This window comes from Streptococcus sp. IMAU 99161 (assembly GCF_014435245.1).
GTDB lineage: Bacteria > Bacillota > Bacilli > Lactobacillales > Streptococcaceae > Streptococcus > Streptococcus lactarius.
In genome coordinates, this window is the sequence record NZ_JAAPAW010000008.1 from 17,046 (window position 1) to 42,053 (window position 25,008).

The window sequence follows — 25,008 nt, forward strand, 5'->3', positions numbered from 1 at the left end:
TGAAAAGGAAGAAATAAAATGACAAATAAAAATGCATACGCGCAGTCTGGTGTAGACGTTGAAGCGGGTTATGAAGTTGTTGAACGAATCAAAAAACACGTGGCTCGTACAGAGCGTGCGGGTGTCATGGGAGCTCTTGGTGGTTTCGGTGGTATGTTTGACCTTTCAAAGACAGGTGTTAAAGAACCCGTTTTGATCTCAGGTACAGATGGTGTTGGAACGAAACTCATGCTGGCTATCAAGTACAACAAGCACGATACGATCGGCCAAGACTGTGTGGCTATGTGTGTTAACGATATCATCGCTGCAGGTGCTGAGCCTCTTTACTTCCTTGACTATATCGCAACTGGTAAAAATGAACCAGCTAAACTAGAACAGGTCGTTGCTGGTGTGGCTGAAGGATGTGTGCAAGCTGGTGCAGCCCTCATTGGTGGTGAAACTGCTGAAATGCCTGGTATGTACGGTGAAGATGACTATGACTTGGCTGGTTTCGCAGTAGGTGTCGCTGAAAAATCTCAAATCATCGACGGTTCAAAAGTAGCAGTAGGGGATGTGATTCTTGGTCTTGCTTCAAGCGGAATCCACTCAAATGGTTACTCACTTGTTCGTCGTGTCTTTGCGGATTACACAGGTGAAGAAGTTCTCCTAGAATTGGAAGGCAAAAAACTTAAAGACGTTCTTCTTGAACCAACTCGTATATACGTCAAGGCGGCTTTGCCACTCATCAAAGAAGGATTGGTGAATGGGATTGCCCACATCACAGGCGGTGGTTTCATCGAAAATGTCCCACGTATGTTCGCAGATGACTTGGCTGCTGAAATTGACGAAAGCAAAGTGCCAGTTCTTCCAATTTTCAAAGCCCTTGAAAAATATGGTGAGATCAAACATGAAGAGATGTTTGAGATCTTCAACATGGGTATTGGTCTCATGCTTGCGGTGAAACCAGAAAATGTGGAACGTGTCAAAGAACTTCTTGACGAACCAGTCTATGAAATTGGTCGTATCGTCAAGAAAGAAAACGAAAGTGTTATCATCAAATGAAAAAAATAGCGGTTTTTGCCTCTGGTAATGGCTCAAATTTTCAGGTGATTGCTGAAGAATTTCCAGTGGAGTTTGTCTTTTCAGATCACCGGGATGCCTATGTCTTAGAACGTGCCAAAAATCTAGGTGTGGCTAGCTATGCCTTTGAACTCAAGGAATTTGACAATAAAACGGCTTACGAAGAAGCTATCGTCAAACTTTTGGATGAGCACCAGATTGACCTAGTCTGTTTGGCGGGTTATATGAAAATCGTTGGCCCAAGTTTGCTTTCTGCTTATGAAGGCCGTATCATCAATATTCACCCGGCTTATCTTCCAGAATTTCCAGGTGCTCATGGTATTGAGGATGCTTGGAATGCAGGTGTTGCTGAGAGCGGCGTGACCATTCACTGGGTGGACTCTGGTGTGGACACCGGTATGGTTATCAAACAAGTCCGTGTGCCACGACTAGCAGGGGATACCCTTGATACTTTCGAGACTCGCATCCACGAAACAGAGTACAAGCTTTATCCAGAAGTGTTGGAACTTTTGGGGGTTGAGAAGAAAGAAGATGGGTAATAGTTTTAATAATTGGAAGAACAAAGCTGGTAGGGATGTTAACATTCAAATTAATCAAGATCCACCAGAAAAAGTTGCTACTTATGAACCTGAACCAATTTGGAGAAGTCCAATTACAATGGCAGTATTGAGTTGGATTGGTTTCTTCGCTTCAATAGGAAGTTTATTACCACTTTACAATTTTTTTGAACCGTTTGTAAAATGGGCTAAAAATTCTTTTAATGGGAATATTCCTAATGTTCAAGGAAAGCAAATTTATTTGTTTATTTTTTTAGGTTTGTTTATTTTTTCAGGTATCATTTTTTCTTTGCGAAAAATTACCAAGAATCAAACTCGTTATCCCCTTAAATTTAATTATGCAATTAGTGGCGAGAAAAAGAGATTGAATATTGAAAAATTACATATCGAATCGTGTCCAAAATGTGGTGGAAAATTGAAATACTATAATAAACCATATGAGTGGCTTGATTATTATGATGAAAATGGAAACTTTAAAAAAAGAAAGATTACCAAGAGAGTACCAGCTTTAGAATGTAAAAGAAATAGTGATCATTTTTGGTATGTAGATCCAGCTGGAACAAAAATTTGATAAATGAAAGGAAAAAACATGACTAAACGTGCACTAATTAGTGTCTCAGACAAAGCGGGCATTGTTGAATTTGCCCAAGAACTTAAAAAACTTGGTTGGGATATCATCTCGACAGGTGGGACCAAGGTTGCCCTTGAAAATGCTGGGGTGGACACCATTGCTATCGATGATGTGACTGGTTTTCCAGAAATGATGGACGGTCGTGTGAAGACTCTCCACCCAAACATCCACGGGGGGCTCCTCGCTCGTCGTGACCTCGATAGCCACCTTCAAGCGGCTAAGGACAATAATATCGAATTGATTGACCTTGTTGTGGTCAACCTTTACCCATTCAAGGAAACTATCCTTAAACCAGACGTGACTTACGCTGACGCGGTGGAAAACATCGATATCGGTGGTCCATCTATGCTTCGTTCAGCAGCGAAAAACCACGCTAGCGTAACAGTTGTAGTAGATCCTGCTGACTATACTGTTGTTCTTGACGAATTGGCAGCAAATGGTGAAACCACTTATGAAACTCGTCAACGTTTGGCAGCAAAAGTATTCCGTCACACAGCGGCTTATGATGCCTTGATTGCAGCATACTTCACAGCTCAAGTGGGTGAAGAAAAACCTGAAAAACTTACTTTGACTTATGACCTCAAGCAACCCATGCGTTATGGTGAAAACCCTCAACAAGATGCAGACTTCTATCAAAAAGCTCTTCCTACGGAATACTCCATTGCATCTGCTAAACAGCTAAACGGTAAAGAATTGTCCTTCAACAATATCCGTGACGCGGATGCTGCTATCCGGATCATCCGTGATTTCAAAGACCGTCCAACCGTTGTGGCTTTGAAACACATGAACCCATGTGGGATTGGTCAAGCTGATGACATCGAGACTGCTTGGGATTACGCTTACGAGTCTGATCCAGTATCCATTTTCGGTGGTATCGTTGTTCTCAACCGTGAAGTGGACGCTGCGACAGCTACGAAAATGCACGGTGTTTTCCTTGAAATCATCATTGCACCAAGCTATACGGACGAAGCGCTTGAAATCTTGACAACTAAGAAGAAAAACTTGCGCATCCTTGAATTGCCATTCGATGCTCAAGATGCGAGCGAAGTGGAAGCAGAATACACTGGTGTTGTTGGTGGTCTCCTCGTTCAAAACCAAGACGTGGTCAAAGAAAGTCCAGCTGACTGGCAAGTGGTGACCAAACGTCAACCAACTGAGACAGAAGCGACAGCTCTTGAATTTGCTTGGAAGGCTATCAAGTACGTTAAATCAAACGGTATCATCGTGACGAACGACCACATGACACTTGGTGTTGGCCCTGGGCAAACTAACCGTGTGGCTTCCGTCCGCATCGCCATTGATCAAGCTAAAGACCGTCTTGATGGCGCTGTTCTTGCTTCAGATGCCTTCTTCCCATTTGCAGATAACGTGGAAGAAATCGCCAAAGCAGGAATTAAGGCTATCATCCAGCCAGGTGGATCAGTCCGTGACCAAGAGTCTATCGAAGCGGCTGATAAATACGGCTTGACGATGGTCTTCACAGGTGTTCGTCACTTCCGTCATTAATCTAAAAAGGCACTCATCCACATCGGTGAGTGCCTTATTATCTATATCAACTAGTAAGAGAATTCAAACAATATAATATATAGAAATAATTTTTACAAGCTATTATAAACAAATAAATTTTTGTTCCCTTAAAAATGATATAATAGATAATAAAAATAAGAAGATCAAGGTAATAAATGAAATCTAAAATACAATATATAGATTTATTTGCTGGAGCGGGTGGCTTGTCAGAGGGATTTAAACGAACTAGTAATTATAGTCCGGTAGCTCATGTGGAAATGAATGAACATGCTTGTAACACATTAAAAACAAGGTTGTCATATTACTATTTAAAAGAAAATAGGAAGATTGATTTCTATTACCAATACCTTCGTAGAGAAATATCTAGGGAAGAGTTATGGGGAAAGGTCCCTAAGGAAATTTTAGAAAGTGTTATCAATACAGAACTTAATGATAATAGTATATATCAAGTTTTTAAGCAGGTAGATAAATATGTTAGGTTGACAGAAACTAAAAAAGTAGATTTAGTAATTGGAGGGCCGCCATGTCAAGCATACTCTGTAATGGGGCGATCTGTAAGTGTTACAGGTATGAAAGACGATCCTAGGAACTACTTATATAAACTGTATGTGAAATTTATTACTCATTACTCTCCCAAAATGTTTATTTTTGAAAACGTTCCAGGAATTTTAACTGCTGGAAATGGTAAAATTTTAGATGATATTATTGAATCTTTTTCGAAATCAGGATATAAAGTAGAATACCAAGTTTTAAATGCGGAAGATTTTGGTGTTTTACAGAAGCGTAAAAGAGTAATTTTAATCGGATGGAAAAAAGAGTTCAATTTTTCTTATCCTGTTTTTAAAAAAATAAATTTTCCGAATGCAAGTGTAAAATGTATTTTGAATGATTTAGCTAAATTGGATATTGGGACTGAAGATAATACGTATGTATCGAGAACGAATGACTATCTAATTAAGAGTTTTATAAGAGATAGTGACGCTCCACTGACATGGCATGTTTCAAGATATACGAATAACAGAGATAGAGAAATTTATGCTAGAGCTATTGATTTGTGGGATAAAAGTAGAGTAAGATTGAGGTATGACTCATTACCTGCTAATCTTGTGACGCACAAAAATCAAAAATCATTTTTAGATAGGTTTAAGGTGTTAGCTTCAAATTTACCATCCTCTCACACTATGATTGCACATATTGCAAAGGACGGGCATTATTTTATACATCCTGATATTAAGCAATGCCGTTCCATAAGTGTTAGAGAAGCTGCTAGAATCCAATCTTTCCCTGATGATTACTTTTTTGAAGGTTCAAGAACAGCAGCATTTACACAAATTGGTAATGCCGTACCTCCTCTAATGGCTTATTATATTGCAAAAAAATTAGAGGAATATTTTATTAACGAGGACTAAGAAATGACAGAAATTAAATTTAGACCAAAAGCTCAAATTTTAATTCAATTGGGAGATCAGTTAATTAAAAATGAGGGGATCGCATTATTAGAGTTAATAAAAAATTCATACGATGCTGATGCTACAGAATGTGAGGTAAATTTATCTTATTTAGACTCAGAAATGCTTGGGGAAATCGTTGTCGAAGATAACGGAGTAGGAATGTCTTTTGAAACGATTAGAGATGTCTGGATGCAGCCAGGAAATACTCATAAAAAGAGACAAGTTGATGAAGAAAAGAAGACTAAATTAGGGCGTTTACCGATTGGAGAAAAAGGAATTGGCCGATTCGGAATTCATAAACTAGGTAAAGAAATTGAAATTATCACTAGATCGAAGGGAAATCTTGAAGTATATTTTAAAATTGATTGGAGTAAGTTTGATTCAAATCAGTTTTTAGATGAAATACCAATTACTATTGAGGAACGGGAACCTCAGAAGTTTATAAATAGTACTGGAACAAAGATTCAGATTAGAAATATAGAGCAGTGGAACAAACGTAAATTTCGTGAAACATATAGACAAATCATTTCATTGAATTCTCCGTTTGAGTCCCAAGAATCGTTTAAAGTTAATATAAAAAGTACACATGATGATTGGCTAGAAGGGATGTTAGATTTCGGTCAGATTAAACAATTTGCTTTATACCGTTCGACAGCGAAGTTTAAAGATGGCAATATTGAAGATTTTAAGTATGAATTTTTACCCTATGACAATATGTCGGTTAAATCTCGTAGGATAGAAAAAAATATAATTCCACTTGATTTTTTCAGTGATAGCAAACGTAAAGACCCAGCTAAATTTTTTCAAGGTAAATCTAAAAATTTTATGGAACAGTATGGGATAAATGACTTTTCCATAGAATTATATGTTTTTGATAAATCATCTGACGTCACTCGCTTTATTATGGAAGATAAGAAATCTTTTAAAGACTACCTGACTGAAAATGGGGGTATACGAATTTTCCGTGATAATATGCGCGTTTTAGATTATGGTGAAAAGGGAAATGATTGGCTCAATCTTGATTCAAAACGTGTAAATAATCCAGCTAGTTCATTGAGTAACAATATAATTTTAGGAGCTATATCCCTAAAACGTAATAATAGTAGGGGGTTAGTAGAAAAAGCAAATCGCGAGGGTTTCATTGATAATCAAAGCTATGAAGTGTTTGTAAATATAATTGAAAAATACTTATTTGAATTTACTAGGGAACGAAATATCGATAAAGATCGGTTACGCCAATCTTTAAAAGAAGATAACAAAGATTTAGTTGATATTATTGATGATGTGGATAAGGAGATTAAATCTTTAAATGTTGAAACAAAACTAAAGAAACAAATTTCAAATAAACTAAATCGAGTGAAGTCAGAGTATAAATTTATTAAAGAAACTTACGTAAAAACTTCATCAGCTACAAGCAGCTATGCAATTGTTATCCATGAGATGGAGAAAATTGTAAAGGAACTTTCTGTTATTTCATGGAATTCTGAAGAGATTCAAAGAATTGATCAGTTAACGCATAGGTTACGGGATGTAATTGAAGGCTATACCTCGATATTACGAAATAGAAGAAAATCTAACTACTCTGTTATAGAGATTATTAATAATGCTCTATTTAATGTTGAGTTTAGGCTAGAAGCCCATGAAGTTTCGATTGATAGTTTTTATAAAGATAAGAATTATAAGGTTTTGTGTGACAAAGGTTTAATTGTGTCTGCTATCATGAATATCATTGATAATTCAATATACTGGACACATAAATCAGGAAAAAAACAAAAAAAAATCTTAATTGATACGGTACTAACTGAGAAGGATCGTGTTGAGCTAATAATAGCAGATAACGGGACAGGATTTCAAGGAAATCCAGAGGATATGATTCGTCCTTTTGTCGGAGAAAAACAAGGTGGACTGGGTCTTGGGTTAAATATTGTTAACGAAATTATGAATTCGCAAAAAGGACAGCTACTTTTCCCAGAAAATAAAGATTTGGATTTACCGAAAGAATATCAATCAGGCGCGACTATAATACTGAGTTTACCACTGTCGGAGGACTAAGATAGGATATGATTAATTTACCTAATAACGGATCTATTGTAATTTTAGATGATAAATATATGGAAGCAGAACCATTAATTAAACTTTTATCAAAAAATAATAAGTCTTTTCGCTATTATGATGGTAAACCTGAAAATTTACCGTCTGATACCATTGAAAAAGAAGCGACAAGACTAGTTTTTTTAGATTATAATTTAACTGAGGGGACGACAGGTAGCGCCAGTCAAGCTTCCACAATAACTGCAAATTTAAATAGAATTATATCTGAGGAGAACGGTCCGTATTTTATTTTGCTGTGGAGTAAGAAGAAGAATGATGCTCAAGAGTTCAATGATGAGATGGAATCAGTGTATAGGAGATACCCCCATTTAAGACCTCTTAGAATTAAGTGCTTAAATAAAGGAGAATATTTTGAAACAACAGCTAATGGATGTGAATTCAACAATGATAAAGTGGAAGAGTTTCAAAAAGAACTAGAAGAAATGATAAGTAGCATAGAGCTACTAGAATTCTATTCAAGCTGGGAAAATAAAATATTGTTAACAAGTCAGAAATTAATAAAGAAAACTTCTGATGTTGGTCAAGGGATGAATGCAAAACAGTTAGTACACTTATTATCTCATATTAATTTGGAGCAGTTTTCAAAAAATGTGAAAGATGAACAGCTAATAGCTGCTGCATACCAAAGTTTAAATACGGTTTTTTCATCGTATTTAAATCATAAAATAGAAGATATCAAGCTAAGCAGGGAACATTTTAGTAAAATTTCTAAAGTAGACAGTTATGAATTTAATTCTTCGCGAGTAAATAGTTGGTTTAATATTAATACGATAGAAAACCCTAGTCGTATAGGACAAGTGTTTTGTGCCAATGATCAATCATTCCTTGATTACAATATCGTTAATAGAGAAAGAATGAGAGACTGTTTTATAAAAGTTGCAACAAAAAAAGCAAATGCAGATAACGATTATTTTAAAATAGTAGGTCTTGAGATCAGCCCAGAATGTGATGTTGCTCAAAATAAGAGAGAATTTTATAGAATAATTCCAGGGATGGTTATTTCGGAATCTTTAATGAAAACTTTATTTGAAACATTTACCAAAACAGATAGATTAAATAAAGAACAAAAAAATAATGCTTTAATTTATTTTTTTAAAAAAGATGGTCAACTACGTTTTAATAAGTATCCTGAGTCAATTTTTGTGACACCGAAATTTGAATTTAAAGCTAATGGAAAGTGTTTTGATGTGTTCTTGATTTTGGATTTATCACAATTTAAGACAATTCCAATTCAAAATGAAGGCAAGGATTATTTGGTGGACAAAGAAATGATATTTTCAGTAAACAGTGATTTATTACAATCAATAAAAAATAGCTTAGCTAATAGTATACAGAAAAAAGGTTATCAACATTTATAGTTAAGTATTATCTTATTTATGAGAATAATTTTCATCCAACCGGGTGGCTCCGTCCGTGACCAAGAGTCTATCGAAGCGAATGATAAACATGGTTTAACCATGATCTTCACAGGAGTTCGTCACTTCCGTCATTAATCAAAAACGGCACGCATCAATGGATGGGTGCCGTTTCTGCTGGTCATGAAGACCTTAATCGGGATAGATATAGGTGACCGTTCCCCAGACGGGATTGGTCGGGTCGAACCAGCCACGGAAGTTGTCGATATAGCGATGGCCGTTGTAATTGGCTTCTTGAATCTGAATTTTTTGGTCGTGTTCGACGTCTGTTACAAGAGCGACGTGGCCATATCCTCCATTGTCCCAACAGGCGATGGCGCCGACCTCTGGGGTATCTCCTGTACGGAATCCCGCGGCGCGTGCACTAGCTGCCCACATGCCACCGTTTCCCCACCAGTTGTGGGCCCAAGGAGCTAATTCTTTGGCACCCCAGGTACATTCACCGATGGGGTAGGTGTTTCCTGGATGCGTCGCGAGTGGAGTGAGCTTTGGCCTTGCCTTTTCCACTTGAAAGGTAGTTGGGAACATTCCTTGCAGTTGCCCCTTCTTTTTCTGGTAGACGTGTAGGTGAAATAGGCCACTTCCCTTGTGTTTTTGGGCCTGAAAGCGCAGTTGGAAATGTCCAGGTGCGATCTTCTTTGCGGGGTACCAGACCAGATCGTCCTGCCCGTTCTCTTCTGACCAGATGGGAAAGACAATCTCCTCCACATCCTCGAATAACTTCAGGTCTACCTCGAATTCTTGTGAGGAGACAGGTTTGATCGTGATCTTGGGTTGGGAAGAAGCGAGGTCTTTTTCTTGGACGCTAGTCGTGAGAGGGTAAAGGCCAGCTACTTGTCCATTGCCCTCGACGCCATAGACATGGACATGGTATAGTCCAGCTTGATCAGAATGGTTGATTAAAGGTACTTCTAGATTGAATCCGGTGTCACTGCGTTTCACAGGATACCAAATCAGGTCATCTTGGCCATTTTGATCAGACCAGATGGGGACCTGAATCTTTTGGTACTTAGCTGGAACATTTCCAAGATGGATCATGAGTTTCCCTTTTTCTGCATAGATAGCATTGGTCGCTTGATCGGCATGAGCCAAGGGGCCTTGCATCCCCCAGGTGGCGCAAGTCAGTAATACGAATTTTTTAATGGTTTGCATAATACTCCTTTTTGTTAATTTAGTAGGTCTCACTTATACTATTCGGAAAAGAAAGCAGAAATGGGTTTGAAAAGGAAAAAAGTTTGGATTCTACTGCATTTCAGGGAGATTCACTGAAATTAATAGAATAAAGCGAACGATTATGATATAATTTAATAAAATAATTCGCAAAAGAGGTTCGAAATGAAACTTTTGGTTGTTGGATCTGGTGGTCGTGAACATGCGATTGCCAAGAAATTATTGGAGTCTAAGGACGTTGAGCAGGTTTTCGTGGCTCCTGGTAATGACGGGATGCGATTAGATGGTCTAGATTTGATCAGCATCGGAATTTCCGAACATTCTAAGCTGATTGACTTCGCAAAAGTCAACGATATTGCTTGGACCTTTATCGGTCCAGATGATGCTCTTGCTGCTGGGATCGTGGATGATTTCAATGCGGCAGGACTCAAAGCATTTGGTCCGACCAAGGCTGCGGCTGAACTGGAGTGGTCTAAGGATTTTGCTAAGGAAATCATGGTCAAATACGATGTTCCAACAGCAGCCTATGGCACATTTTCAGATTTCGAGGAAGCTAAGGCCTATATCGAAGAGAAAGGTGCTCCGATCGTCGTCAAGGCAGATGGACTAGCTCTTGGAAAAGGTGTTGTCGTTGCGGAGACCGTTGAGCAAGCCGTCGAAGCGGCTCACGAGATGCTTCTGGACAATAAATTTGGCGACTCAGGTGCGCGTGTGGTCATCGAGGAATTCCTTGACGGGGAAGAATTCTCTCTTTTTGCTTTTGTCAATGGGGATAAGTTCTACATTATGCCAACGGCTCAGGACCACAAACGTGCCTATGATGGTGACAAGGGTCCCAACACTGGTGGGATGGGTGCCTATGCGCCAGTTCCTCACCTGCCACAGAGCGTGGTTGACACAGCGGTTGACACCATTGTCAAGCCAGTTCTTGAAGGTATGATTAAAGAAGGTCGTCCTTACACTGGTGTCCTTTACGCTGGTCTTATCTTGACAGCTGACGGCCCTAAAGTCATCGAGTTCAACTCTCGCTTTGGCGATCCTGAGACGCAAATCATCTTGCCTCGTTTGACATCTGACTTTGCGCAAAATATTACTGATATTTTGGATGGCAAAGAGCCAGCCATCACTTGGACGGATAAGGGTGTGACACTAGGCGTGGTTGTAGCCTCAAACGGCTACCCACTGGCTTATGAGAAAGGTGTCAAGCTTCCTACCAAGACAGAAGGCGACATCATCACTTACTATGCTGGAGCGAAATTCGCTGAAAATGGCCAAGACCTTCTCTCAAACGGCGGACGCGTTTATATGCTGGTTACCACAGCAGACACCGTCAAAGATGGCCAAAAAATTATCTACAACGAACTCAACAAACAAAACACAGAAGGCCTCTTCTACCGTACAGATATCGGTAGCAAGGCGAACAAATAAAATTTCAAAAGCGACGAAGTCGCCAATCCGATAATGGTCGTTTGATTTGCGAGCGTTAGCGAGCTAGTATAAGATAATCGTCGCAGTAGTGGAACTCCTAGTAGCAAAGCTACTAGGAGCGGAAAACTGGAGACCTAGGCTCCAGTTTTAGTAATGGAACGCCATAGGCGGTCGGTTACGTCCGCACTACAATAGACGATTATTAAAAAAGGAGAATAAATGAAACCAGTAATTTCCATTATCATGGGCTCAAAATCCGACTGGGCAACCATGCAAAAAGCTGCTGAAGTTCTCGACAACTTCGGTGTCGCTTACGAAAAGAAAGTTGTTTCCGCACACCGTACACCGGACCTCATGTTCAAACATGCGGAAGAAGCACGTAGCCGTGGCATCAAGGTCATCATCGCTGGTGCGGGTGGCGCTGCTCACTTGCCAGGGATGGTGGCTGCTAAAACAACCCTTCCAGTCATCGGTGTACCAGTCAAATCACGTGCTCTTAGTGGCGTGGATTCGCTCTATTCTATCGTTCAGATGCCTGGTGGGGTTCCTGTCGCAACCATGGCTATCGGTGAATCAGGAGCTACCAATGCTGCTCTCTTTGCCCTCCGTCTCCTCTCAGTAGAAGACAAAGCCATTGCGGATGCGCTTGCTAACTTTTCTGAAGAACAAGGAAAAATCGCAGAGGAGTCTACAAATGAGCTCAACTAAAACCATTGGTATCATCGGTGGTGGCCAACTCGGTCAGATGATGGCGATCTCAGCTATCTACATGGGCCACAAGGTTATCGCTTTGGACCCAGCAGCTGATTGCCCAGCCTCCCGTGTGGCGGAAATTATCGCAGCCCCTTACGACGACGTAGAGGCTCTTCGTCAATTGGCGGACCGCTGTGATGTTCTCACTTATGAATTTGAAAATGTGGATGCTGACGGCCTTGACGCTGTTATCAAAGAAGGACAGCTTCCACAAGGGACTGATCTGCTTCGCATCTCTCAAAATCGGATTTTTGAAAAGGACTTTCTCTCAAATAAGGCTCAAGTCACCGTTGCACCTTATAAGGTTGTAACTTCAAGCCAAGATTTGGCGGACATCGACCTGTCGAAAAACTATGTCCTCAAGACTGCGACCGGTGGTTACGATGGCCATGGTCAAAAGGTTATTCGTTCAGAAGCAGACTTGGAAGAAGCTTATGCTCTAGCCGATTCAGCCGAGTGTGTTTTGGAAGAATTTGTCAATTTCGACTTGGAGATTTCTGTCATCGTGTCTGGGAATGGCAAGGACGTGACAGTCTTCCCTGTTCAGGAAAATATCCACCGTAATAATATCCTCTCTAAAACTATCGTTCCTGCTCGCATTTCAGAAAGTCTAGCAGACAAAGCTAAAGTCATGGCAGTGCGAATCGCTGAACAACTGAACCTCTCTGGTACCCTCTGTGTGGAAATGTTTGCGACAGCTGATGACATTATCGTCAACGAAATCGCGCCACGTCCGCACAATTCAGGGCATTATTCGATTGAAGCCTGCGACTTTTCACAGTTTGACACCCATATCTTGGGCGTTCTCGGAGCACCATTGCCATCCATCCACCTCCATGCACCAGCTGTCATGCTCAATGTTCTCGGCCAACACGTCGAGGCTGCTGAAAAATATGTGATAGAAAATCCAAGCGCTCACCTCCACTTATATGGTAAACTAGAAGCAAAGCACAACCGCAAGATGGGACATGTGACTTTGTTTAGTAATGAACCAGATAAGGTTGAGGAATTTGGGAAAGGGATTGATTTTTAAAAAAATCTGTGGAGGAAATGTTATAGATGAAACCGATTATTCCGAAAAGTCCAGAAGTTCCGAAAGAGTTCTCCAATAAAGAAATCTCCTTTTTGACTAAGAGTGTTTTTGGGAAAATAATCGAACCTCAGCCGTGTGATGTTTTATTTGTCTTCAGTGGAACTCACCCGGGTCACTGGGAAAAAGCTATTGAGGCATATCAAAAAGGTTATGTAAGACGAATCATTGTGACCGGCGGCCGAAGTTTAACAGGAACGCCTCATCCAGATTGGAATGGACATACAGAGGCAGAGGTTATTATTCAGCATCTGTTAGCTACAGGCATTCCTGAAGAAGTGATTAAATCTGAAAACTCCTCTAGCAATACTTTAGAAAACGTACTATTTGCCAAAGAAATTTTTGATTTTAATAGTGTTGAGACAGTTATGTTCATTTGCAAAAGTCACGCGACTGGTAGGCAATGGCGAACCTTGGCTCAGCACTTACCAAAGCATCTTTGCTACACCCCATATACCTTCAATGCCTTTTACAAGGATGTTGAGATTGGTCGGGATAGCTGGATGAATACAGACATTGGCAAGTCCAGAGTTTGGGGAGAGTATCTGCGGCTTCTCCGTTATGGAGAAAAAGGAGATATTTTAAAGTTAGACATTGAATTGTGATTTGGGAGGTTTTATGATACAACTCATCGTCAATGCTTTTGTTAAACAAGAGAAGCCATACAACTACTGCTGGAAAGGGATTGATTTTTAGGTGAAAATAGCAATTCTAGGGCTCGGAGTCATTGGAACGACTTATGCCTATGCTTTTCAAAAAGCAGGCCACCAAGTAGAACATGTATTGAGAGACAGTAAGAAAAACACTGCTCCGAAGGACTTGTCGGTTGATCTGCTAGATGGTCGCTATCATTCCAAGGGTGAAAACAAACATGACACTTATGAGGTTCATGTGTCAGAAGCTGATTCGGAATATGACTTTATTTTTCTCAGTGTTCGTCATGGCTTTGTCAAAGAAGCCGTGGAGACCTTGCGTAAAAATAATGTCAAAGGCACTCTCGTTTTCTTCTGTAATTTCTGGGATACTCGAAAAGAGGTTGAGGAGTGGGCAGGAGACTACGACTATATTCTAGCTTTTCCGACAGCGGGTGGTCACATGCAGGAGAATCATTTAGATGGTGTCTTGTTCGACCATTTAATGCTAGAAGGTGAGCAAAAAGCACAGATTTCTAACTATGCTGATCTGACGGTTTTACTGACTTCTGCAGATTTGAAGTGGGAAGTTCCTCATGATATGGTCGAGTGGATTTGGATTCACATGGCGATTAATGCGGGTGTCACTTCGACAGCTGCACGTTCAGGGAATCTGGAAAACCCAGAAGAATTGGCTTTGAACTTGATGAATAGTTCTTCGGAATTATCATTGGCTATCAAGGCCATTCGAGAAGCTTTGAAAGTCGTAGAAGCGCGTGGCGTGAATTTGAAGCTTTACAAAGCCGAACTCTTGCCATACAAAATTCCCGCTTGGATAGCCGGCAAGGCCATGAAAGTCATGTTTGCGAAAAATGAGCTGACCCGAAAAATCATGACCTTGCACAATGATAAACAGGACATCTTCTATTGTTGTCAAAGTGTTTATCAGACTGGTCAAGAGTTAGGTGTCAAGATGCCTATTCTGGAAGCAAATATGAAGGGAATTTCGATTTAGGAGGTTTTTATGATTCAACTCATCGTCAACGCATTTGTCGAAAAAGAGAAGACTGGGGCAGTCGTCGAAGTTTTGTATGCTAGTAGCGATCACGAAAGAGTGAAAGCGAAGTATGAAGAGCTAGTTGCACAATATCCTGAAAACTATTTAGCCGTCTATGATCTGCCTCTTGATATGGATTTGAATACATTAGATCACTATCCGTCAGTGTGGATTGGAAAAGAAGAATTTGAGTAAAGCGACAGTCGGTTGCTAACTGATATGATACATCAACAGAAAGGAAAATTAAACATGATCAACCGTTACTCTCGCCCTGAGATGGCGAACATTTGGAGTGAAGAAAATAAATACCGTGCTTGGCTTGAGGTGGAAATCTTGGCTGACGAGGCATGGGCTGAGTTGGGGGAAATCCCTAAGGAAGATGTGGCTTTGATTCGTGAGAAAGCGGACTTTGATATCGACCGCATTTTGGAAATTGAGCAGCAAACTCGTCACGACGTGGTGGCTTTCACACGTGCGGTTTCTGAGACTCTTGGTGAGGAACGTAAGTGGGTTCACTATGGTTTGACGTCTACTGACGTGGTCGATACTGCCTATGGTTACCTCTACAAGCAAGCCAATGAAATTATCCGCAAGGACCTTGCAAACTTCACTAAAATCGTGGCAGACAAGGCTAAAGAACACAAATTCACCATCATGATGGGGCGTACCCACGGTGTGCACGCTGAGCCTACAACTTTTGGTCTTAAATTGGCGACTTGGTACAGCGAAATGAAACGGAACATCGAACGTTTCGAGCATGCGGCTGCTGGTGTGGAAGCTGGTAAGATTTCTGGTGCGGTTGGTAACTTTGCCAACATCCCACCATTTGTTGAAAAATACGTCTGCGATAAGCTTGGTATCCGTGCTCAAGAAATCTCTACACAGGTCCTTCCTCGTGACCTTCACGCTGAGTATTTTGCAGTTCTTGCTAGCATTGCAACTTCTATCGAGCGGATGGCAACGGAGATCCGTGGTCTTCAAAAATCTGAACAACGTGAAGTGGAAGAGTTCTTTGCCAAAGGACAAAAAGGTTCTTCAGCAATGCCTCACAAACGGAACCCTATCGGTTCTGAAAACATGACAGGTCTTGCGCGTGTGATCCGTGGTCACATGGTCACAGCTTATGAAAATGTGTCCCTCTGGCATGAACGGGATATCTCTCACTCATCAGCTGAGCGTATTATCACACCAGATACAACCATCTTGATTGACTACATGCTCAACCGTTTTGGAAACATCGTGAAGAACTTGACAGTTTTCCCAGAAAACATGAAACGCAACATGAACTCTACGTTTGGTCTCATCTTCAGCCAACGTGCCATGTTGACTTTGATTGAAAAAGGCATGACGCGTGAGCAAGCTTACGACCTTGTTCAACCGAAGACTGCCCAATCATGGGATAACCAAGTCGACTTCAAGCCACTTCTTGAAGCAGATCCAGAAGTGACTTCACGCCTCACTCAAGAAGAAATCGACGAAATCTTCAACCCAACTTACTACACCAAACGGGTGGATGAAATCTTCGAACGCATCGGTTTGGGTGACTAATCGCAACGAAAAGCGGGAATTTGAAAAATAAACGAAAAGAGGCTGGGACAAAAGTCCTAGCCTCTCAATTGTTTTTGGATTATCGAGCAAGACGCAGTGGCTGAGTGCTCAAAGCACTGCTTTGAGGTGACGGATAGAACTTGCGAAGCAAGTATCCTAGGTCTTTGTTCGCTTTTTAAGCTTCAAAGATGCCCTATGTTGACGGAAACTATGTTTCCTTTATCTGCAACCTTCAACAGTCTCCCAGACTGTTGAAGCTGTGCGGAGGTGGGACGACGAAATCGAATTCTAACGAATGACCGATTTCGTCCCACTCTATTTGCTGCATCTCAAACACGTTTTTCTCCGGACAATTTGTCACTAATTATAAATAGTTACATTTTTATCTTTTAAAACTAATTTAAGAGTGTTATAATGTTTATATAAAAAAGACCGAGATGTCTCAGTCTTTTTCGTTCTTAGTGATCGCGGTCGCAGGAGATAAATTTGATCTTGTAGTAGTCCCCGCGCTTATACGTCTCGGTGTACTCGAGGATTTGGCCAGTGGCTTCTAATTTTGTAATTTTCACCTGTTTGACCGTTGGGAAGTTTTCGTCGATTTCCAATACCTTAGCGACCTTGCTAGGTGTAGGAAAGACGATCTCATTCACTTCTTCAAAGTGTTCGTCATTCATATGGATATGGTAATCTTCTTTGAAGCGATCATAGATAGAACTGTAGTATTCCAAATTTGGATAATTTGGATTGATGTATTGTTCAGGAATATAGGTTTGGTGGAAGATATAGGTGTCGTTTCCAGTCTTGCGAACCCGTTCAATCTTGTAGTAGAACTGCGTTGGGTTGAGTCCAAGTTTTTCTAGGATACCTAGGGTATTTCCACGTTTGATCGAGAGAACTTTGACAGTTGCCTTTTGGATAGGAAAGGTTTCAACGTCTGAAAATTCAACGAGTTTGTGTTTTCGAGCGCGAGAAACGAAAGTCCCTTTTCCTTGTTGGCGGACAATGTAGCCATCAGCAGCGAGGTCATTCAAAGCACGGACAACGGTGATCGAGCTGACATCATAAATTTTAATGAGTTCAGCCTCGGTATAAAATTTATCTCCGTTTTCAAATTTTCCTGAAATGATTTGCTGCTTCAGATCATCTTTAATGTACTGATACTTCGGAATTGCCATAGTAGCTACCTCTCTTTACATTTCTCTTATTAACCTTATTTTAACATATTTTTTTTAAAAGTGTTGACATTTTTAAAAAAATTTATTATATTAATAAATGAAAAGGGTTACATGCTAGAAAGGGGGGCAGTTTATGGGAATATTTGAGATCCGAGATGCTTTCTATTTAAACGGGCAACCCTTCAAGATTTTATCAGGAGCGATCCATTATTTCCGAATTGACCCAGATGATTGGTACCATTCTTTATTCAATCTAAAGGCTTTGGGCTTTAACACGGTTGAGACCTATGTTCCGTGGAATGCCCATGAACCGCACAAGGGGCAGTTTGATTTTAGTGATGGATTGGATTTAGAACGTTTTATCCAAACCGCTCAATCCCTAGGACTCTATATGATCGTAAGGCCATCACCTTTTATCTGTGCAGAGTGGGAATTTGGCGGATTGCCAGCCTGGCTCTTGGAAGAAGACATGCGGATTCGCTCATCTGATCCAGCTTTTATCGAAGCTGTCAGTCATTACTATGATCGCTTGCTAGGGATATTGACTCGCTACCAAGTGGATCAGGGTGGTCCGATCCTCATGATGCAGGTGGAAAATGAATATGGCTCTTACGGAGAAGACAAGACCTATCTTCGGGCCGTTCGCGATCTGATGAAAGAAATAGGTGTGACCTGTCCACTCTTTACCTCAGATGGTCCATGGCGAGCAACGCTCAGAGCAGGAACCTTGATTGAGGACGACGTCTTTGTGACAGGGAATTTTGGCTCCAAGGCCAGCTATAATTTTGCTCAGATGCAGGAATTCTTTGATGAGCATGGGAAGAAATGGCCCTTGATGTGCATGGAATTCTGGGATGGTTGGTTTACTCGTTGGAAGGAACCAGTGATCCATCGAGATCCTGAGGAGTTGGCAGAAGCCGTGCATGAGGTTCTAGAGCTTGGCTCGATCAATCTCTACATGTTTCACGGTGGCACCAATTTTGGTTTCATGAATGGTTGCTCTGCTCGAGGGACACTTGATTTGCCACAGGTAACGTCTTATGATTATGGAGCTTTGCTCAATGAGCAGGGCAATCCAACGGAGAAGTACTACGCTGTTCAAAAGATGATGGCGACCTATTATCCGCAATATCCTCAAGAAGAACCGCTCATCAAGGAGTGCTTGCCAGCACGAACCTTATCACTAACAGCTAAGACTAGCCTCTTTGCCAATGTGCACAACATAGCCCAGGTTGAGACAAGCCTCTACCCAAAACGGATGGAAGAGCTGGGTCAACATACCGGCTATCTCTTGTATGAGACAGATGTTGAAATGGATGCACCGGAGGAACGACTCCGGATCATCGATGGTCGAGATCGGGCACAGGTGTACGTGAATGATCGGCATCTGGCAACGCAATACCAGACAGAGATCGGTGAGGATTTATTGATCAAAGGGGATGAGAAAAGTTCCGTTAATCTCAAGATTCTTCTTGAGAATATGGGACGTGTCAACTATGGTCATAAACTCCTAGCTGATAGCCAGCGCAAGGGGATTCGTACAGGAGTTTGTGTGGATTTGCATTTCCACCTTCAGTGGAAGCAGTACCCACTCGAGCTACAAGACCTGAGTCGATTGGATTTTTCAAAGGAATGGCAGGAAAACGCACCAGCCTTTTACCGTTTTGATTTTCGGTTGGATGATGCCCACGATACCTATATTGATATGATGGGATATGGAAAAGGTGCTGTCTTTGTCAATGGACACAATCTTGGGCGTTTCTGGGAGGTCGGACCGACCACCTCACTCTATGTGCCTCATGGTTTCCTCAAAGAAGGCGACAACACCATTATCGTCTTTGAGACAGAAGGACGCTATCAAGAGACACTTCAACTTGTTCAACAACCTACATTTTTGACAATAAAGGGGGAAAACTTATGACAATTGTAGGATGCCGTATCGATGGACGCTTGATCCATGGACAGGTAGCCAATCTTTGGACTACCAAGCTCAACGTTTCGCGTATCATGGTGATCGATGATGAAGTCGCTCAAAATGATATCGAAAAAAGTGGCTTGAAACTGGCGACACCACCGGGTGTCAAACTCAGTATCTTGCCAATCGCAAAGGCTGCGGAAAATATCTTGGCTGGGAAATATGATAGCCAACGACTCTTTATCGTAGCTCGCAAGCCAGATCGTTATCTCCGCTTGATTGAAGCGGGTGTACAGATCGAAGCACTCAATGTCGGCAATATGTCTCAATCTGATGAGACACGCGCCATTACACGCTCCATCAATGTTGTGGATGACGATGTGGAAGCTTTCCACAAGATCCACGAAAAAGGGGTTCGCATTACTTCTCAAATGGTGCCAAATGACACAGCAGAAGATTTTATGAAGTTATTAAAATAAAAGAAAAATTTTTAGGAGGAAATTGTCATGATACAATGGTGGCAAATTTTACTACTTACTTTGTACTCAGCTTATCAAATTTGTGATGAGTTGACGATTGTTTCATCAGCAGGATCACCTGTCTTTGCTGGTTTCATTACAGGCCTTGTTATGGGGGATTTAAAGACAGGTCTCTTTATCGGAGCTTCTCTTCAATTGACAGTGCTCGGTGTTGGTACTTTTGGTGGAGCTTCTCGTATCGACGCCACTTCTGGTGCCGTTCTTGCGACTGCCTTTTCAGTAGCGCAAGGAATCAAACCAGAAATTGCAATTGCTACAATCGCTGTGCCGGTAGCAACTTTGTTGACATACTTTGATATCCTTGGTCGGATGAGTACAACTGCCTTTGCACACCGTATTGATGCTGCGATCGAACGCTTTGACTACAAAGGAATTGAACGCAACTATCTCTTAGGTGCTATTCCTTGGGCTCTCTCTCGTGCCCTTCCAGTTTTCTTCGCTTTAGCTTTTGGAGGAAAATTTGTTCAATCAATTGTTGATTTGGTTCAACAATATCAATGGGTTGCAAATGGTTTGACGCTTGCAGGACGTATGCTTCCTGGTCTTGGATTTGCGATCTTGCTTCGTTACCTTCCTGTTCGTCGTAACCTTCACTACTTAGCACTTGGCTTTGGCTTAACAGCAATGTTGACAGTGCTTTATAGCAATGTTCAAAGCCTTGGTACTGCAGTGTCTAGCATTGTTGGTTCTAAAGTGTTCGCTAAACTTCCAAAAGAACAAGCTATTACTTTTGTTAACAACTTCAAGAGTGTATCTATGATTGGTATTGCCATTATCGGTATCTTCCTTGCAGTGCAACACTTCAAAAACAACCAACGTACAGTCGTAGCTGCTCCAGCAAGCAATGTAGAAAGTGGGGAAATTGAAGATGACGAATTCTAAGAATTATACTCTCACCAAAGAGGATTTTAAACAAATCAACAAACGGAGTCTTTTTACCTTCCAATTGGGTTGGAACTATGAACGGATGCAGGCTTCCGGTTACCTATACATGTTGTTACCACAATTGCGGAAGATGTATGGAGATGGCACTCCTGAATTGAAGGAAATGATGAAAGTTCATACTCAATTCTTCAATACTTCTCCATTTTTCCACACCATTATTGCTGGTTTTGACCTTGCAATGGAAGAAAAAGATGGTGTGAAATCAAAAGACGCTGTTAATGGGATCAAGACAGGTCTTATGGGACCATTTGCCCCTCTTGGAGATTCTATCTTTGGTTCCTTGGTCCCAGCTATTATGGGTTCAATCGCAGCAACTTTGGCTGTTGCAGGAAACCCAGCCGGTATCTTCTTATGGATCGCTGTGGCAGTTGCTTATGACATTTTCCGTTGGAAACAATTGGAATTTGCCTATAAAGAAGGGGTTAACCTCATCAACAACATGCAAAGTACCTTGACAGCTTTGATTGATGCAGCTGCCGTTCTGGGTATCTTCATGGTTGGTGCCTTGATTGCCTCTATGATCAACGTTGATGTGACTTGGATGCCACACATCGGGGACAAAGCTATCGATATCCAAGATATGCTCAACTTGATCTTCCCACGCCTGGTTCCAGCTATTATCACTGGTGTGATTTACTGGTTGCTTGGACGTAAAGGTATGAACTCTACAAAAGCTATCCTGTTGATTATCGTAGCAGCTCTTGCTTTCTCTGCCTTTGGTCATTTCTTCTTTGGCATGCAATAATGGAGTAGCGTATGGCAAAACAGTTAGTATTGGTCAGCCATGGTCGCTTCTGTGAAGAGCTTAAAGCGAGCACAGAGATGATTATGGGGCCACAAGAAAACATCCATACGGTTGCGCTCTTACCAGAAGAAGGTCCGGAAGATTTTACAGCCAAATTTGAAGCAGCTGTTGAGGGAGTAAACGATTACGTGGTTTTTGCAGACCTCCTGGGAGGGACGCCTTGCAACACGGTGAGTCGTTTGATCCTTGAAGGCCGCGCCATTGACTTGTATGCTGGGATGAATCTTCCGATGGTGATTGAATTCATCAATAGCAGTCTGATTGGTAGTGAGGGCAACTATCCGGAACGTGCGAAAGAAAGCATTGTCAAGGTCAATGACCTCTTGTCAAACCTTGATGATGATGAAGACGAGTAGGTTGGTAGGGGAGTCTGGGAGAAGTTTCTCAGGCTCCTTTCCCATGTACTGAAAAAGAATGTAGGAAGGAATACAACTCGCTATGTTAGACTATACAAAAGAAGACTTGCAGGAGCTAGGAGCAGAGATCACAACACGTGAGATCTACCAACAACCAAGAGTTTGGAGAGAAACCGCCCGCTTATACCAAGAAAGAAAAGCAGAAATCCAAGCTTTTTTAACAAAAATCGGCAAGCAACATGACTACATTAAGGTTATCCTGACTGGAGCGGGAACTTCTGCTTATGTGGGGGATACCTTGGTTCCGTATTTGCAGGAAGTGCACGATGAACGCCACTGGAATTTCCAATCCATTGCGACAACAGATATTGTAGCCCATCCTCAAATCTATTTGAAAAAAGAGGTTCCAACGGTTCTGGTTTCGTTTGCCCGAAGTGGCAATTCCCCAGAAAGTGTTGCGACAGTAGACTTAGCCAAAGACTTGGTGGAGGATCTTTACCAAGTCACTATCACCTGTGCAGAGGAAGGGAAATTAGCCCTCCAGGCGCACGGGGATGAGCGCAATCTCTTGCTTTTACAACCAAAAGAAACCAATGATGCCGGCTTTGCCATGACTTCGAGCTTTACTTCTATGCTTTTGACAGCCCTCTTGGTCTTTGATCCGAGTGAGGAAGAAACCAAGGAAAAACGGGTTGAGGAGTTGATTCGTCTGTCTGAACAGGTACTAGCCAGTGATCAAGCAGTCAAGGAAGTTGTAGATTTAGACTTCGAGCGCGTGATCTATCTGGGGGCAGGGCCTTTCTTTGGACTGGCGCACGAAGCTCAACTCAAGATTTTAGAATTAACAGCAGGAAAGATTGCAACCATGTACGAGAGCCCTGTTGGCTTCCGTCACGGTCCGAAATCGTTGATCAATGAAGATACCCTTGTATTGGTCTTTGGATCCATCGATCCTTATACGCGTCAGTATGATTTAGACTTGGTACGAGAAGTGGCAGGGGATCGGATTGCGCGTCAAGTCATCCTTTTGACAGATCAAGCGTCTGAAATCGATCATGTACGGGAAGTCTTAGTAGAAGCTTCGGAGAACTCACTCGATATTTATCGCGCCTTCCCTTATATCCTCTACGGTCAACTAATTTCTCTTTTGACCTCGCTCAAGGTGAACAATCGCCCAGATACGCCGTCACCAACGGGAACGGTCAACCGGGTTGTTCAAGGAGTGATCATCCATCCTTTCCAATAGACGGTGGTGTAAAATGAAATGAAAACGAAGAGCGAGAGGAGGAGTTCTATGAAATCGTATCAAGTAGCTGTATTTGGAAAATGGCAGAATCAGGAGGTGCTGGCTTATCGCTTTGAAAATGAGCAAGGCTACCAATTGCGTGTCATGACCTATGGAGCAACGATTTTAGAGTATGTGACGCCAGATCAGGAAGGTCACTTTACAAATGTTGTCTTAGGCTTTGACCGTTTTGAGGATTATGTGGGAAATAGTCCGAAGTATGGGGCTAGCATTGGCCCTGTCGCGGGCCGGATTGCGGGGGCAAGTTTTGAGCTCAATGGTCAAACTTACAACCTGGAAAAGAATAATGAGCATAACTGCAACCACAGTGGATCAACTGGTTGGGACAGTGCCTTGTTTCAGGTAGAGTCCGTCACGGATCACGGTCTGACTCTTTATACGGAGCGTGCAGATGGGACGGGTGGCTTCCCAGGGAATCTCAAGGTTTGGGTGACCTATAGCTTGAGTGAAGAAGGGGTGCTTGAGATTGCTTACCGAGTAGAAACAGACCAAGATACCTTGGTCAATCCAACCAACCACAGCTATTTCAACTTGTCTGGAAACTATACACAGCCAATCGATGACCATGTCTTTCAGATCAATCATCAGGGACTTTACCCGATTCAGCCAGACGGAGTTCCTTTGCAAAGCATTGAAAGAGACAGTCCTCTTGTCCACCATCTCTCTCAAGCGATGCGACTAGCGGATCTCTTTCGGGATTCAGACCCGCAAATCCGCTTGGTAGAAGGTCTGGACCATCCTTTTGCTCTAGCGCCAAATCAGGAACAGGCGGGCTTTCTTTATCATGAGCCAAGTGGTCGCTTTTTGACATTCCAGTCAGAAGCACCGACCTTGGTCGTTTATTCAGCCAATTTTGTAGACGAGAGCGTGCATCTTGATGGAAAACCGATGGTGCAGCACAATGGCCTGGCACTTGAATTCCAAACAGTGCCAGATGCTATTCATAGTGGGCAAGCAGAGAAGGTTATCCTGAGAGCAGGTCAAGTCTTTACCAGCAAGACCCGCTACCATGCCCTTGTGAAGACACAAAAAAATTGAAACGAACAGAAGAAGTTTTTAGGACGGAGAAGTGGATAACCGCCACACTTTGCCTTCTTCTAAAAAAGAATGTATTTTTAAAATGAAGATAAGGAAATTTTAAGCTTCCTATCGTATACTAATACCATCATCAAAGACCTCCTAACTTTGAATGATAACACTCCTAAAACTTTTTCATAATCATCTCCCTATAGAGGCCACCAAAACCGGTGGCCTTTCTATATCTCTTAATGAGGTGAACTCAGAGAGTTCAACCGAATTTAGAGATATTGATGCAGTTTGAGCGAAGCGAAAACTACGTTCCTTATTTTTTACGAGTATTAGTGAGCTTAGGTACGTTGATGCAGTTCGAATGTTAGTGAGAACTACGATCCTTCCTAACCGAACCAAAGGTACTGAAGCATTTTAATAGAGCGTAAGCTCTTAAATTAATTTTTCGCACACAAAAGAGGCTGGGACAAAAGTCCTAGCCTCTCAATAGTCTTTGGAATGACGAGCA

General features: G+C 41.7%; 23 protein-coding genes and 1 pseudogene. 22 read left to right on the forward strand and 2 right to left on the reverse strand.

What is annotated here, in order from left to right; translation table 11 throughout:
- Positions 1–18 precede the first annotated feature (18 nt).
- From purM to HA044_RS03870, 8 genes and pseudogenes are all read left to right on the forward strand, one after another.
- Complete coding sequence (gene purM / locus HA044_RS03835; protein ID WP_187539462.1) at positions 19–1,041, forward strand: phosphoribosylformylglycinamidine cyclo-ligase; 1,023 nt, start codon at positions 19–21, stop codon at positions 1,039–1,041.
- On the forward strand, positions 1,038–1,598 hold the full coding sequence (gene purN / locus HA044_RS03840; protein ID WP_187539463.1) for a phosphoribosylglycinamide formyltransferase: 561 nt from the start codon (positions 1,038–1,040) through the stop codon (positions 1,596–1,598). Before purM ends, purN begins: the two co-directional genes overlap by 4 nt.
- A complete protein-coding gene (locus HA044_RS03845) occupies positions 1,591–2,187 on the forward strand; it encodes a hypothetical protein (RefSeq protein ID WP_187539464.1) in 597 nt (198 codons plus the stop codon). The genes purN and HA044_RS03845 overlap by 8 nt, the downstream gene beginning before the upstream one ends.
- 18 nt (positions 2,188–2,205) lie before the next feature.
- Complete coding sequence (purH, locus tag HA044_RS03850) at positions 2,206–3,753, forward strand: bifunctional phosphoribosylaminoimidazolecarboxamide formyltransferase/IMP cyclohydrolase (protein WP_187539465.1); 1,548 nt, start codon at positions 2,206–2,208, stop codon at positions 3,751–3,753.
- A 176-nt stretch (positions 3,754–3,929) separates the two neighbouring features.
- A complete protein-coding gene (locus tag HA044_RS03855) occupies positions 3,930–5,183 on the forward strand; it encodes a DNA cytosine methyltransferase (RefSeq protein ID WP_187539466.1) in 1,254 nt (417 codons plus the stop codon).
- 3 nt (positions 5,184–5,186) lie between these two features.
- Positions 5,187–7,277, forward strand: a complete 2,091-nt coding sequence (locus HA044_RS03860) for a sensor histidine kinase (RefSeq protein ID WP_187539468.1) — start codon at positions 5,187–5,189, stop codon at positions 7,275–7,277.
- Positions 7,278–7,285: 8 nt separating this feature from the next.
- Positions 7,286–8,695 (forward strand): hypothetical protein, encoded by a 1,410-nt coding sequence (locus HA044_RS03865; RefSeq protein WP_187539470.1) that lies wholly within the window; start codon positions 7,286–7,288, stop codon positions 8,693–8,695.
- Positions 8,696–8,728: 33 nt separating this feature from the next.
- Positions 8,729–8,830, forward strand: a pseudogene (locus HA044_RS03870) (IMP cyclohydrolase); the annotation flags it as partial.
- 54 nt (positions 8,831–8,884) lie between these two features.
- Here HA044_RS03870 and HA044_RS03875 read toward each other — a convergent pair.
- Positions 8,885–9,904, reverse strand: coding sequence for a GBS Bsp-like repeat-containing protein (locus tag HA044_RS03875; protein ID WP_187539472.1), 1,020 nt, complete (start codon positions 9,902–9,904; stop codon positions 8,885–8,887).
- A 183-nt stretch (positions 9,905–10,087) separates the two neighbouring features.
- On the opposite strand from HA044_RS03875, the gene purD reads away from it, so the two are divergent.
- From purD to purB, 7 genes are all read left to right on the forward strand, one after another.
- Positions 10,088–11,350: a phosphoribosylamine--glycine ligase gene (purD, locus tag HA044_RS03880; RefSeq protein ID WP_187539475.1), complete on the forward strand. Its 1,263-nt coding sequence runs from the start codon at positions 10,088–10,090 to the stop codon at positions 11,348–11,350.
- 219 nt (positions 11,351–11,569) lie between these two features.
- Positions 11,570–12,058 (forward strand): 5-(carboxyamino)imidazole ribonucleotide mutase, encoded by a 489-nt coding sequence (gene purE, locus HA044_RS03885; protein ID WP_187539477.1) that lies wholly within the window; start codon positions 11,570–11,572, stop codon positions 12,056–12,058.
- The gene (gene purK / locus HA044_RS03890) at positions 12,045–13,136 is read left to right on the forward strand and encodes a 5-(carboxyamino)imidazole ribonucleotide synthase (protein WP_187539479.1); all 1,092 of its coding nucleotides are present in this window, start codon (positions 12,045–12,047) and stop codon (positions 13,134–13,136) included. The genes purE and purK overlap by 14 nt, the downstream gene beginning before the upstream one ends.
- 26 nt (positions 13,137–13,162) lie before the next feature.
- Entirely contained in the window at positions 13,163–13,798 is a 636-nt protein-coding gene (locus tag HA044_RS03895) for a YdcF family protein (RefSeq protein WP_187539481.1), read from the forward strand.
- 91 nt (positions 13,799–13,889) lie between these two features.
- On the forward strand, positions 13,890–14,840 hold the full coding sequence (locus tag HA044_RS03900; RefSeq protein ID WP_187539483.1) for a ketopantoate reductase family protein: 951 nt from the start codon (positions 13,890–13,892) through the stop codon (positions 14,838–14,840).
- A gap of 9 nt (positions 14,841–14,849) precedes the next feature.
- Positions 14,850–15,077 carry a phosphoribosylaminoimidazole carboxylase gene (locus HA044_RS03905; protein ID WP_187539485.1) on the forward strand — a complete coding sequence of 76 codons (228 nt, stop codon included), beginning with the start codon at positions 14,850–14,852 and terminating at the stop codon, positions 15,075–15,077.
- Positions 15,078–15,131: 54 nt separating this feature from the next.
- Positions 15,132–16,430 (forward strand): adenylosuccinate lyase, encoded by a 1,299-nt coding sequence (gene purB / locus HA044_RS03910; RefSeq protein WP_187539487.1) that lies wholly within the window; start codon positions 15,132–15,134, stop codon positions 16,428–16,430.
- Between the two features lie 458 nt (positions 16,431–16,888).
- Here purB and HA044_RS03915 read toward each other — a convergent pair whose 3' ends face one another.
- Positions 16,889–17,605: a GntR family transcriptional regulator gene (locus tag HA044_RS03915; RefSeq protein ID WP_187539489.1), complete on the reverse strand. Its 717-nt coding sequence runs from the start codon at positions 17,603–17,605 to the stop codon at positions 16,889–16,891.
- A gap of 133 nt (positions 17,606–17,738) precedes the next feature.
- On the opposite strand from HA044_RS03915, the gene HA044_RS03920 reads away from it, so the two are divergent.
- From HA044_RS03920 to HA044_RS03950, 7 genes are all read left to right on the forward strand, one after another.
- Positions 17,739–19,526: a glycoside hydrolase family 35 protein gene (locus HA044_RS03920; RefSeq protein WP_187539491.1), complete on the forward strand. Its 1,788-nt coding sequence runs from the start codon at positions 17,739–17,741 to the stop codon at positions 19,524–19,526.
- The gene (locus HA044_RS03925) at positions 19,523–19,999 is read left to right on the forward strand and encodes a PTS system mannose/fructose/N-acetylgalactosamine-transporter subunit IIB (RefSeq protein WP_187539493.1); all 477 of its coding nucleotides are present in this window, start codon (positions 19,523–19,525) and stop codon (positions 19,997–19,999) included. Before HA044_RS03920 ends, HA044_RS03925 begins: the two co-directional genes overlap by 4 nt.
- 27 nt (positions 20,000–20,026) lie before the next feature.
- Positions 20,027–20,941 (forward strand): PTS mannose/fructose/sorbose/N-acetylgalactosamine transporter subunit IIC, encoded by a 915-nt coding sequence (locus HA044_RS03930; RefSeq protein ID WP_187539495.1) that lies wholly within the window; start codon positions 20,027–20,029, stop codon positions 20,939–20,941.
- On the forward strand, positions 20,928–21,749 hold the full coding sequence (locus HA044_RS03935; RefSeq protein ID WP_187539497.1) for a PTS system mannose/fructose/sorbose family transporter subunit IID: 822 nt from the start codon (positions 20,928–20,930) through the stop codon (positions 21,747–21,749). Before HA044_RS03930 ends, HA044_RS03935 begins: the two co-directional genes overlap by 14 nt.
- 11 nt (positions 21,750–21,760) lie before the next feature.
- On the forward strand, positions 21,761–22,165 hold the full coding sequence (locus tag HA044_RS03940) for a PTS sugar transporter subunit IIA (RefSeq protein WP_187539499.1): 405 nt from the start codon (positions 21,761–21,763) through the stop codon (positions 22,163–22,165).
- Between the two features lie 82 nt (positions 22,166–22,247).
- Positions 22,248–23,411: an SIS domain-containing protein gene (locus tag HA044_RS03945; RefSeq protein ID WP_187539501.1), complete on the forward strand. Its 1,164-nt coding sequence runs from the start codon at positions 22,248–22,250 to the stop codon at positions 23,409–23,411.
- Positions 23,412–23,459: 48 nt separating this feature from the next.
- Complete coding sequence (locus HA044_RS03950) at positions 23,460–24,509, forward strand: aldose epimerase family protein (RefSeq protein WP_187539503.1); 1,050 nt, start codon at positions 23,460–23,462, stop codon at positions 24,507–24,509.
- Positions 24,510–25,008: the final 499 nt, after the last annotated feature.